General features: G+C 58.6%; 9 protein-coding genes. All 9 read right to left on the bottom strand.

The features are described from left to right. Positions 1–100 precede the first annotated feature (100 nt). The 9 genes from PQG80_RS05835 to PQG80_RS05795 all read right to left on the bottom strand — a co-directional run bounded on the left by PQG80_RS05835 (position 101) and on the right by PQG80_RS05795 (position 12577). Positions 101–5461 carry a fibronectin type III domain-containing protein gene (locus tag PQG80_RS05835; protein WP_271750280.1) on the bottom strand — a complete coding sequence of 1787 codons (5361 nt, stop codon included), beginning with the start codon at positions 5459–5461 and terminating at the stop codon, positions 101–103. Positions 5462–6320: 859 nt separating this feature from the next. After that, complete coding sequence (locus PQG80_RS05830; RefSeq protein WP_271750279.1) at positions 6321–7514, bottom strand: S-layer homology domain-containing protein; 1194 nt, start codon at positions 7512–7514, stop codon at positions 6321–6323. A gap of 475 nt (positions 7515–7989) precedes the next feature. Beyond that, positions 7990–8280 (bottom strand): hypothetical protein, encoded by a 291-nt coding sequence (locus tag PQG80_RS05825; protein WP_271750278.1) that lies wholly within the window; start codon positions 8278–8280, stop codon positions 7990–7992. 23 nt (positions 8281–8303) lie between these two features. Further along, complete coding sequence (locus PQG80_RS05820; protein ID WP_271750277.1) at positions 8304–8615, bottom strand: hypothetical protein; 312 nt, start codon at positions 8613–8615, stop codon at positions 8304–8306. Beyond that, the gene (locus PQG80_RS05815; protein WP_271750276.1) at positions 8612–8950 is read right to left on the bottom strand and encodes an alpha-helical endospore appendage domain-containing protein; all 339 of its coding nucleotides are present in this window, start codon (positions 8948–8950) and stop codon (positions 8612–8614) included. The genes PQG80_RS05820 and PQG80_RS05815 overlap by 4 nt, the downstream gene beginning before the upstream one ends. A 30-nt stretch (positions 8951–8980) precedes the next feature. Beyond that, positions 8981–9268 (bottom strand): nucleoside-diphosphate sugar epimerase, encoded by a 288-nt coding sequence (locus PQG80_RS05810; RefSeq protein ID WP_271750275.1) that lies wholly within the window; start codon positions 9266–9268, stop codon positions 8981–8983. 158 nt (positions 9269–9426) lie between these two features. After that, positions 9427–10824, bottom strand: coding sequence for a glycosyltransferase family 2 protein (locus PQG80_RS05805; RefSeq protein ID WP_271750274.1), 1398 nt, complete (start codon positions 10822–10824; stop codon positions 9427–9429). Positions 10825–10862: 38 nt separating this feature from the next. Beyond that, entirely contained in the window at positions 10863–11753 is an 891-nt protein-coding gene (locus PQG80_RS05800; RefSeq protein WP_271750273.1) for a GT-D fold domain-containing protein, read from the bottom strand. Positions 11754–11851: 98 nt separating this feature from the next. Continuing rightward, on the bottom strand, positions 11852–12577 hold the full coding sequence (locus PQG80_RS05795; protein ID WP_271750272.1) for a sugar phosphate nucleotidyltransferase: 726 nt from the start codon (positions 12575–12577) through the stop codon (positions 11852–11854). Position 12578 lies beyond the last annotated feature (1 nt).

Below are 12578 nucleotides of genomic sequence, written 5' to 3'. Positions count from 1 at the left end.
TCGCCGCGTCTCGGCCTGGCGCGCGCAACAAACAGCCCCGAGAAGGCGCGATCCCTCCCGAGGCTGTTTTTCACTGTTTTTATTTTTCGCCGATTTAGGGTTATTGCACGCGGTGCACGTTCACGACGCGGTCGACGGTATCGTCCACCCGGACGACGACGGTCGCCTTTTTGACGACGCCGTTCGTATAGACGGCCGTGAATACGAACGCGTAGTCGCCTTCCGGCAGCTCCTTGAGCGGCCGGCCGTACTGCGCGCTTCCGATCTCCCCTTTCCAAACCGCAGGCCGGCTTGGCAGGACGGCTTGCAGCGCCGCCTTGAGCTTCGGTCCGGCCTCGACCGCGACGGACGCGGCCTTCGTCGCCGAAGCGCCCGTGTCCGTGGTCGCCGCCTCCAGCATGAATAATTCGCCCGCCCAGAACCAATGCGCCGGCCTTTCCTTGCCCGGATGGTCCGCATTGTAGCGCTGGCGTTTGTCCTCCCACGCCGCGGTATGGAGCACCTGTCCCGTCACGCCGAGCGGCGCGACCGGGATCGTCCTGCTGACGGTGACGGCGGGCGCCTTGCCGTCGCTGACCGTCAGCCGCACCTTCCAGCTGCCCGGGATGTCCGCCGTGACGGAGGGTCCCGCTCCGCCGTATGGCGGCAGCCTCTGCTCGCTGACGGTCCGCTTCGCGCCGGTCGGCGACTCGATCTCGTAGACCGCGTCCAACCTGTCGCCGTCCGGATCCGACAGCGTCGGCAGCAGCTTGATCGTGTCGCCTTCCCAGACGGGAGAGGGCGTCCAGGCCAGATCGGCCGTCGGCGGCTTGTTCGTCACGATCCGGAAGTAACGCGGGGCGCTCCAGTCGGACCAATCGATGCCGTCGAACGCCCTTACGTGCACATAATAGGTCGTATTGTCCGCAAAGTCGGCAGTTGGCGTCCATGACCGGTCCGATCCGATCCGAGCTCCGGAATCCCGGTAGAACGAGCCGTCCGACTTATAAAAGTGCAGCTGGTACTGGGTTTGCGGATCGCCGTCCCCGTCGCCGTAGGTCCACTTGATCGCGGGCCGCAGCGTATCATACATCGTCGGCGCGGCTGCGGTTGAACTGGCCGGGTCCGAGACGCTGGCGTACGGCCTGCGGTTGACAATCGATACGTTATGCGACGTCTCCGCATAAAGGCCGTAACTGTTGATGACCACCTGCCTGATCTGGAACACGCCGAGCGTGCCGAATTCCTTGCTCCAGCTCGTCCGGACGTCGCTCTGCAGCGATTCGGGTCCGCCGGACGTCAGATTCTTTATATAGTAGGCATGCTCGATGTTCCCGCGCGCCCCGTCCTGCGGGTCGCTGGCCGTCGAGTCGATCGTCACCGCTGTGAAACGGTATTGCGTCGTCGGCGCGATCGTAAAGCCCGGATTCGGCGGCAGCGGCGCAGATCCGCCGGCTACGATCGTTTGCGTCGCCCATTCCGACCAGGCGTTGTACTCGTCGCGGACCGACAGCTCGATGACGTACGTGCCGCCGAACAATTTAGCGGGCTTTATGTCCATATACGTCGAGCTCCCGGCTGCGCGGTACCGGTAGCGATACTCGAGCACGCCGCGCGTTGCCAGGTAGTCGATGCCGGTGTTCTCCGTCGAATACGAACCGTTGGCCGGGTTGTAACGATCCGGGTCATAGGAAGCGTCGGCATAGGAGACCGTGCCGTTCGAGTTCCAGGTCGCCGTAAAGTTCGCAATCGGCCGGCGATGCACGCGGATCTTGCCGGTCACGGTATTGGACGCCTGCCGATAGGCGTCATACGCGTTGTCCGGATACCGATGCTGCGGATGCGGATCGTCCTTCGTCTTGTAGGTGAACGTGTAATCTCCCGAAAACGGAAAGCTGGTCACTGCGGCGCTCAGCGTCTGCCCATTGAAGCTCGCGGTCCCCTGCGGCTGCAGCAAGGCGTTCGGATTGTGCGAGTACGCCCACGAATCGCCCGCCGTCAGCTTCGGGTCGCTTTCCTCGTCGCTGTAGGACATCGTGTAGCTCACCTGTTGGCCGACGAGCGCGATTCCTTCGATCTTTCCGTACCCGGCCGGCGTCGCCTCCGTCGATGCGCCCAGGAACGACACGTCCTGCTGCGCCCGGTTGATGATGCCATACTTGCCGTCCGTCCACGTTGATTCGTTGATCGTAGCTTGGTAGAGCCGATTCACGTAGACCTCGAACGAGCTGGCCGCCGGCACGATCCGCACGTCGTACACCTGATTCGCCACCATGGGGAACGGCTTGCTCCAGACGACGCTCGTACCGCCGTTTACCGTATTTTTGACGCGCAGTTCGCTCGCTTCCCACTCGAGGCTGTAATAATTCCGGTCGTCGCGGATCCGGAAGGCGATACCGGTCCCTTTACCGTCGGGTGCAGCAGCTTTAAGACTGGCCTTTAGCGTCTGGTTAGCGGCCACGAACGAACCCGTAACCAGATCCGGCGTCGATTCGCCGGCATCGACGATCTTGGGACGCGGTGTGGCTCCGTTCGTCTTCAGCGTGTAAAAGGCCCGATCATTGTCGCGGAATTCAATGATAAAGGTCTGATCGTCATGCGGATGGATAAAAGTCGGAAATCCTGTTCCCGGATTTCTGTTGGGGTACGCGTACATCGCCATGTTCGGCGTGTTGCCCTCGACGACCACCGATAAATCGGTCGGATCAATGACCAAATACTTAAAATAGACAGCTTGGCCTGTTGGTGCTTGCGTATCCAAGCACATCCCCATGATCGTCACAAGGCCGTCCGCTCCTACGAATCCATACTGAGACCGGCAAATGACCCCTGGATTGCCAGGGCGCAGTTCCGGCATGCGAAACGGGAATACCTTTAACAAGTTGGCGCTCTCGTCGTAGACTTTGACCTCATGCGCATCGTACGACGAGCCGGAAAACCAGACATGGTCCTTGTAATCCAGCGCCAGGAGCGTCATTTTCAAGTCGTCGCCGTCGAGACGTAAATTCGGGAATTGCGCGTAAGTCAACGCGCCGTTCGGTGCCAGCTTGTAGATTCGGGTTTGGCCTCCGTATGGCGGACCGTACAGGGGATCGCCACTGCCCGCGCCGATCAAATTGCCGTTGCTGTCCGTCCCGATGAAATAAGGCTGAGTATGATCCCGATCGCCATTTGCCCAATTGTTGCCGTAATCGGCCTTCGGGGTCATGTTCGGATTAAACATGACGTAGTTGTTATTCGAGTTGCCGTAATAATAGTTGTACTTAAATGAAGTGAATGCGCGATCGGCTTGCAAGAAAGGGAATGTAATTCCCGTATCGTTGCCGTTAAAGTCATATTTCTTCGTACCGAGCAAGTAGCCGTCCGGCCCGATGAACGAGCGTCCGTACGTCTCGGACGGGATCTTAAAACTTTCGCTGCCCGTATCTCGGTTATAGCCTATGAAGAATTCTTGCGCCGGATCATTTTTATCCCGAACCGTAATCGTCAGCGTATGGTTGTGGACCCGCATCACTTGCTCGCTTGTGTAGTATTGTCCGGTAAAATGGATGGTATCGATATAGGAACCGTACACCCATCGCTGAGTCTCTATTGGCGTATAGGGGATCGCCTTGCTCCATACCAGGTTGAAGGACTTGTCGTACACGAACAGCGTCTGATCGTTATACCAGTACCGGTCCGGCTGCGTCATAATGTAGGTGTATTTGTCGTCCTCGATCCAGCCCATGACGGACCCGGTCAAGCCTGGAATATAGAGCTGGGTCGTGCTTGGGTTACTTTGCATACTGAAAAAAGGCGTTGCCACGCGGTTATCGAATCCATACGTTTCGCCGTAATCGGACAATGTCCCATTATCCGAAAAGCCCTGATAATAGTACGGTACGCCGTTCTGATAATCGGAAGTAATGGCTTTGTGCGCTTCGCCCACGTTGCGCAAGGGCGTTTTCAATTTGGATTTTAGTACGCCGTTCTCAAGCTTCCAGCTCGATTTATCGCCTACGGCCCCCTTGGCCATGTTGTAGAAACGACCGTTATTAAACAAGTCCGTCATCAGCATCGGCGTGGAGCTCGGCGGATCCGTGACGTCCGATTCGGTCTTCACGTCTGCGGTCGGTGCCAGGTTCGTCACGTTAAGCGTACGGGTTGCTTGGGCTTGGCTGTCGGTGTTACCGCACTTCCCGAAGTCCTCGCAGACCGACTCCTGGAACAGATACTTGCCGACTCGGCTCGGCGTAAACGTATAGCTATCGGCGTCGCCGTTGCCGTTTACGACCGTCTGCCAGCTATCATTGGCAAAACCGTCGTTCGCCGCGTCGTACTTCATTTCGAGCTTATGGGATACGATCTGATCGTAGTCCGGGCTGTAGGCACCGCTCTGGATCGTACTGGTTCCTAGACGCGTCCCCTCAGACGGTACGGCCAGCGTATCGATCGGCGGAAGATCCGGGAGAACGGCGATCGTCTTTTGCGCGAGGTCGGACCAGCGGCCTTCCTCGTCCTTGACGCGCAGCTTCACGATCTCGTTTTCCGGCGTGTAATAGCGATCCGCTTTATTGGTCCAATCATATTCCGTAATCTGCAGACCTAACGGGCTATAGGACATCGTACCGTCGATCGGCGACGGCAGCGCCCGCCCTTCGACCACGTTGATCGGCGCGCGGATGACCGCGACGGGCTTCGCATCGACGACATTCAGCGTGGCCGATGTCGTGTAGGTTGCGCCCTTCGTATCCTGGAGCGTCATTTTGATCGTATGCGCCCCGAGCTCCGTAGCCGCGATGCCTGCGAATCCATTAATGGCCTCGTACGGACTGCCACCGAAGGATTCGCCTTTGGATTTCAGCCATTCCGAGCTGCTGTCGAAGTCCCAGTCCTTGACCGTCACTTCATCGCCGTCCGGATCGCTTTTCTCCATCAGCTTGACGTCCACGACGCTGTTCAGCGCGACTACTGCGACTTGCGACGTCGTACCGGACTTTAGCCAGCTAATGCGAGCGACCGGCGGCTTATTATCCGGAGCGGGCGTCGGCCCGGATGTAGGCGCTGGCGTAGGCGTCCCGCCCCCTCCATTATTCTGAATATTCAGTGTTTTTGGGCCAATCCAATCGCTCCCGCAGCTCGTCTGGATCTGCATATACACTTCATGCTCGGCGCCTGCTTGAATGACGAAGGGATACTTGGCCGACGTATATACATCGTCCGTCGTTTTGCTGGCAATCGCCGTTCCTTCGTAAACGAGCGTTCCGCGGGTAATGCGAAACTTCACCGATTGGAACGTACAAGTGCCGGTCGTCTCGATTTCTCTTGGATGGAGCTTAAAGGTATCTCCGTATGTAATTGAGTGGGAAGGCAGGATATCGAAGTCGCCGGTGAACCCGTTGGTATTTGGCGGTGGCGGTTCGTAGTTGATCGTGATGCTGCCCTGGTAGGCGTAGGTGGTGGCTTGCCAGGAGGTCTTAATGTTCATGAAATAGTTACGCATGATTTTAAGGCCGCTTTTTCCGTTATCAACGGGTTCATAATCTATACCTTCCGCTCCCGCGCTTGTTAGTGCTCGATGTGCTTTCAGCATTCCCTTCCCACAATTCCCCTTACCAAAATCAATTACAGAAACACCAGTTTGGTTGGGGATTGCGCCAGTAATTGTAGCGGAACAGGATACTATCGAGGTCCAAGGAATACGCTGAGCAGAGTCTGTTGTTTTCGATAAATACATATTCTCTACCGCCGGCACATCTTTCGAGTAACTATACGCGTCGCCGTTGCTAAACCGCAGAACATTGTTTGGAATAGTTATCGTTGCATTGTTACTGAGCAAATTCGAGCCTGTCGTTGGAATTAAACCTGGGCACCCGGTAATACCTCCCGTATAGCAACCGGACCCTGACATAGGCGTGTATTTAATAGAATAATTTGTGCCATTGTCTGGATTGGTAGCGCCGATAGTCCATGCATTGCCGTCGCGGGAACGTTCAACGACATACCCAGGATTCGAAAACCCCTCACCGTATATCGTGGTCGCTTTTCCGTTTGCTATAAACGTAATGGTACTACCCGAAACTGGACCACTCAACGTCGTACTAGCACCGTTGACTGTGTACGTGTAATTTTTAATCGCTCGACTGCTGGAGATCGGAATCTTCACATCCAGGGATGCTTTATCAAAATAATAGCTGTCCTTGACCTTCTGAATGGCTGTTGCACCAAAATTCAGATTTAAGGTTTGTGAATTGGATGTTGCAGCTTCTGTTACTGAAGGTGCAGGTAACAAACTGGCTAGTAAAGTTAGTAATAAAGTGAGACTTAACCAACGCCGAATACGCAATAGACTTCAAACCTCCTTACGCCTCATTGCTCAAGAAGACATAACCTTGTTTAAATCCATTAAAAATGACGACTTCTTTGTTTTCAGGGTGTTGCTTTAAATAGTTTTTCAAAATTGCCATAACATACCAACCTTCTTTGCTTTGTTGCTTTGCTAAATTCATTGCCGTGAGCGGATGGAAATAGTCATTCGCCACATCATTTACGTCGTTATAAACCCAGTGGTACCCGGTCGTATCTGTCATTGGGGTAATTTTGTTGCCGTTAAATGACCACATACCAGACGAGATTTTTGCTGTTTTTAAATTGAAATGCATTGCCACGATATAGGCATCCATTTTGAAGAAGCTGCCATCGAATACGCTTTTTAGGTTGATCGCCCGTTTCCGCAGTGGCGACTTCGGATCATCCAAATCAATAACAACCATTTTATCTAGCGTCACGTTCACCTGCGGACCGAAATCTAGCTTCGCCGGCAGCGTAATCGGTTTAACGCCCCAGGCTTCCTCCAGATTCGTTCCCTTGTAGATAATGGCCGCGTTCTGCACGGCATTCTTATCCACCGTCAGTTTGCCACCAGCCCGGACGCTCGAGAGACGCTCGATCACGGCCACAGCCTCGGCCCGCGTTGTCGTTCCTTTTTCATTCAAAGTACCGTCCGCGATGCCGCCGATCAGCCCGGCCGAGGCAGACTTGAACAGCGCCTCGCCGTCCGTCACGATCTTGCCGCGCACCCCTTCATCTGTGCCTCGGACAAGCAGTTTGGACATCTCGGTGCGATTCATATCGCCTTCCCAGCCCGTTCCTAAGTCGGATTCGCGCAGAAGTGCAGCACTCTTCAGGGCACTTACGTATGGCAAGTACCACTTCTCGCCCTTGGTCGTCGCCGGGACAGGCAGATGCATAGAATCCGTAACCATCTTCACGAACTCGGCGCGCGTGACTTCTTTGTTTGGTTTAAAGGTGCCGTCAGGGTACCCTTTAACGTATCCCTTAGTGATCGCTGTCTCGATGGCTTGCTTGGCCCAATGATTGGCGATATCGCTAAAACTCGAAGTCGTGCTGACCGCTGTCTGAGCGACTGGGGTTGACTTTGACGGGTCGGCACCATGCACAGCAGATGTGCGCATCAGAGCCGCCGTCAATATGACCGAGATCAATACAAGCCGCGATGCTTGTCCTTTCTTCTTCACCCATCCATATTGCCGCATCGTTACAAATCCCCCGTTTCGTATGGTTGATATGCTAAAAATAGTTGCCGAAAAGCATTTAATTTCACACGCCATCCAAAACAACAATCCATTAGTTGCCGAAAGGCATTTAATTGCCGGTATTTTTGCTCTTCACGCTCATTTGAGACGGATTAACTGCTTATTAGCAGCTAATTGCGGTACAACCGACCTGATTGTATAAAATAAATGCCTTTCAGCACTTATCGCTTCGAGACAAGCGACTTACGCCTCGCGGGCTCATGCCTAATCGTCCTGTCTCGCTTGGCACTACGCTACCCTTGCCGCCATGCAATCCGCGACACCTCGCAAAATCGGCATAAAAAAGGAAGCACGAGCGACGTGTGGTTCGTCTGCGGGTGCTTCCTCGCATCATCGATATCCTATTTTTGGATAGTATATAATCAATCGGCAATTTTCGTCAATAGTTCATTTTTTCCGCCAACTCAATCGCCTTTTACACCTGCTGATCGTAAGCCAACTGATGCCCGTCCTCGAAGCCCTTTGCGAAACCGGCGTTGTAGCCTTCGTTGTACGCCTGGTTGAAGCTGACGCCGCGGTCCGCCGTCCCGCGCTTGCGGCTCCTGACGCGGCCGACCCGACGCTTGCTTCCGGCAGTGGCCCGCTTCCTCATGCCCGGCTTCCGCCTGACGACGCCCGCACGCTTCCTGCGCACCGGACGCCCCGTCCGTCCCGCCTTGGCCCGGCTCTTGCTCCGCAACGCCTGCACCGCCAGCAATTCCTCCATCGCGGCTCTCCTCCTTCTCAGATTCAGCCTCGGCGTCCGCCGTCCTCGCGCAACTTGACGACGGTAAAACGTACGGCCGCCGCCTTCTTCAGCCACGGCCCGGCAGGCACGCCCTGCTTGGGCTGCGCCCAGGAGACGCCCGCCACGCTCCTCGCCATCGCGGCCTGCAGGCCCGTGAGCACCCGCACGTGCTCGCGGAGCACGGCCGCGGACGGGTCTCCCGCCGCGCTGACGTCAGCCGCGCTCTCCAGCATGCGCGCCATCGCTTCCTGGCTTCGCGCGATCGCCTTCAGCATGGAGAGTTTGGCCTCCCACTCCGCGTTCAGCCGGCTCATCCGTCCGAGTCGCTGCCTCCGAAGCCGTCGAGCAGACCGGACATACCGCCATCCTCATCGTCGCCGCCCGGCGAGAGGATCGTTTTCATGCTGCGGTTCATGCCCTGGCACAGCTTGGTGAGGCTCTCGATCAGCTCCACGTTCTGCTCGTGGATCTTCAGGGAGGTGGACAGGTTCGAGGCATGGTCCGGAATGGAGTCCGTCGTCACGTGCATGCACAGCCAGTTGCGCACCTTTTCCGCCTCGAAGGCCTTCGCTTCCAGGATCATCGCCATGTTCCACTGCATCTTGGCGATCGCGTTCAATGTATTATAGTAGGCTTCTTCTCTCGTCATCGCTGCTCTCCTCCCTGCGAAGCCCGCCCGTTATTCTTCGTCGGGAATGTTCGCCGCCTTCACGATCTGCTCGAGGCTGTCCGCCAGCGCGTCGTGCATGTCGGCCAGTCCGACCACGTAGGCAATAATATTTTTGGTAACGTCCGCCGAGCCCTCCAGCAGCCCCTCAAGCCCGCTTAATTCGGGATGCATATCCGGAATGGCCGTCACCATCTGCGACATCCGGACCGCGACCTGGCGCTTCGCGTCGAGAATGCGCGCCATGTGCTGGTGGGAATGGGAAAGGTGAACCGCCACTTCGGTCAATAAGTTTTGCATGGCCCCGCCACCGTCCTCCGCGCTATCGTACATGCCGTTGACGCCGATTCATGCCTCCATCATCTTATGCGGCGCTTGCCCGTTTGCCACCCCGAAGCTTCACCGCCGCCTGCAAAAAAAACAAGCCGCCGAACCTGAACGGTTCTGCGGCCATCCATTCAGAGCGCCTGCAGCAGCTTCGGCAGCGCGATGATGGGCGCGCCGCTGCGCCAGCCCGCCAACGCCTCGGGCGACACCTCCGCCATGGGCTTGAGATGGAGGTTCCAGCTCCTAAGCGCAGCGGGACCGAGCACCCGCCTCGCCGTGTCGCCCTCGAGATAGTAGGCCGTGCCGTCCGGCAGCAGCGCGACCGCGCACGCCCGGCCCAGGCTTCCTGCCGCATCCGCAGCTGCGCCCGACCAGCGAGCGGCCGCTTCCTCCGCTGCGATCGGCTCCCCGATCGGCCACCGGCGAAGGTCGATGCGCGACAGCTTTACCGATTCGAACGGCAGAACGCCTTCTACGCGTCTGCGCTCGCCTCCCTCGACCCAATAGACGTTGGCATCTGCCGCCTGCACGGCAATCCCGCTAGGGAACAGTACGCTGAGTCCCAACGGAGGGCGCGAACCGGACCGACCGTCTTCCGCCGGCTGCGAGGCTGCGATTCCGATGCCCGCCCACTGCTGCCAGCCCCGCCATTTGTCGAGATAGTAGCGCTCGTTTTTCGTATGAATTTGGTTGAAGCCGTCTCCCAGCGCGCGGATGCTGACGCTCCCGACGTGATGGATGAAGGTGTCCCCGGCGATGACGAGGCGCTGTCCGAGGAGCCTCACGCGAATATTGAAGTCGTCGTCCTCGAAGTTGCCCAGCTCGAATCCTTCGTCCAGGTAGCCGACCCGCAAGAACGTCTCTCGCCGCATCAGCACGCAGAACCCCACGAGACGCTCCGTCTCCTGCCATCGGTCCGGATTGCGGCGGTTGAACCCCGCGGCGAACGCCTGCATATCGTGAATTTCCGAATAAGGAACCGGGATCTGCTGTTCTCCGCTGATAAAGTTCGTCACGGGCCCGACCATGCCGATGTCCGGATCGCTGTTCAGACAGGCAAGCAGGTTATCCAGCCAATTCTCGGTGACGAGGGTGTCGTTGTTCAGCAGCATCAGCGTCTGTCCCTTGGCCATCATGAGTCCGATATTACAGGCGCCGGCAAAACCCAGATTGCGCTCCAGCGCCCGGTACCGGACGGTCCCGCCGAGCTTCTTAAGATATTCGGCCGTGCCATCCGTCGAGCCGTTGTCGACGACGATGATCTCGTAGGACGGCTCCGTGTGCCGCACGATGCTGTTGATGCAGCGTCTAAGCAGCTCCTGCTGATTAAACGTAGGGATGATAATGCTGGTACCGTCGAAAAGCGTGTCGAAGCTCTGAAGTCCCGCTTGTACGCCCTCGCGATAACCGTTGCCGTAGCCGTCCCCGAAGCCCGGCAGCGCCCGGACGCGCGGGCCGCGCGCGGCGCGCCGTCCTTGACGCGGCCGGCGGGAGCGTCTTCCGCCGGGCGAGGCTCGTTTTTTGTTCATCCGCGTCTGCCTCCTTTCTTGAAGACTGCCGGCCGGCGCTACACGATGGCGGGGACGGCCACGCCGCCCAGCCTGTCGGCCATATGGCCGAAGTCGATCGCGGCCTTGCCCGTGCGCTCTGCTAGCCCGACGCAGATCGGCACCGCCGCGATGCCGGCCGACACGAGGGCCAGGTCGAAGGACACTGCGCAGGCCCTGTCCTCCGCGCTCGACGCATCCGCAATGCCGTCGACCGGCGCGACCGTATGCACGACGTCGATGCCTCTGCCGCGCAGCGCGCGCGCCAGCGCCTCGGCGCTATTGCCCACGATGGCGATTCGCTTCCCCGCGAGGAGCCGCATCAGCAGTCCGGACTCGTACAGCGAATAATTAATCATGGAGCTGGTCAGCCGCAGCGATTCGGGAGCCACGCCGTTGCGTCTGAGCGCCTCGAACAGGAGCGGCTGGTAGTTGGGACGGCGCGACAACGGCACGCCGACGACCGTCGCCATGCGGATTGCCGCGGCCAGCGCGTCTCTGGCCCCTCCGTCCGGCGCGTCCACGCCCGCATAAGACAGAAAGGGACTCTCCCGCGCGATCTGCGCCGCCGGCTTCACCGTATCCTGCGCCAGCGTAAGCAGCTCGCCGTCGCCCAGCCGCACGACGCTGAACGGCTTGCCCGCCGCCAGCGCGGTCTCGATCTCCGCGCAGAGCGCTTCCGGCCCGATCAGCCGGATGCCGCGATGCAGCACATGCGGCAAGCCCGCGGCGACGAGCTCGGCCACCGAGACGTCCGGCACGATCAGATCGCCCGGCATGGCGGCTTCGAGCAAGCGTTCGCCGCCGTCGTACAAGCCTTCCTGGTATCCCTCTTCGTAACCGGGAGACTCCAGCTGCCTGGCCTCGCCCGCATCTCTCGGCACAAGCGGCTTTATTCGTCTGCGGCGCATTCTTCCCTTTCGCCTGGCGGCGCCCCGCCTCCCGGCTTGCCTTCCCCGCGCCCTGGACCGTTTCCCACGAGCCCCGCTTCGCGCGCGGACGGCCCTTTTCAAGGCAATACGCCCTTCAGCTGCCCGCTCGCTTCCTCCAGCGACTCGAACGTGCCGGCGTCGTTCCACCAGCCCGACAGCTCGCGGAACGTCAGCTTGCCCGCGTGCGCGTAGGCATTGTTCACGTCCGTGATCTCGAGCTCGCCTCGCTGCGAGGGCTTGATGCCGTCGATGATGTCGAATACGTCCGTATGATACATATACAGTCCCGTCACGCAATAGGAGGAAGCTGGATTCTCCGGCTTCTCCTCGATATGGACGATCTTGCCCCCCGCCTCATCCATCTCGGGGACGCCGTAACGGCGCGGGTCGTCCACCGGGTAGATGAGCACCATCGCGCCTTCCTTTTGCTGCGCGAAGTCCTTGAAGTACGGAGCGACCGACTCCGCGAACAAATTGTCCCCGAGCAGAACCGCGAACTTCTCGCCGGGAGCCAGCAGCGGGCGGGCCAGCTCCAGCGCCTGCGCGATGCCGCCCGCCTCCTCCTGGACGCGGTATACGATCGAGACGCCCCAATCGCGTCCGCTGCCCAGCACGTCGACAAAATCGCCGAGCCAGGCGCGCCCCGTGACAAGCACGATATCCCTTACGCCCGCCTCGCGCAGCCTCGCGATGCCATAACAGATCATCGGATACTTGCCGACGGGCAGCAAATGCTTGTTCGTCCAGTACGTCAACGGCTTCAGCCGCGTTCCCGAGCCGCCAGCCAATATTACGGCTTTCAAA

Origin of the sequence: Cohnella rhizoplanae (assembly GCF_948329515.1) — a bacterium.
Taxonomy (GTDB): Bacteria; Bacillota; Bacilli; order Paenibacillales; family Paenibacillaceae; genus Cohnella; species Cohnella rhizoplanae.
The sequence above is the reverse complement of the archived record's forward strand: the minus strand, read 5'-3'. Positions and strand labels throughout refer to the sequence as shown.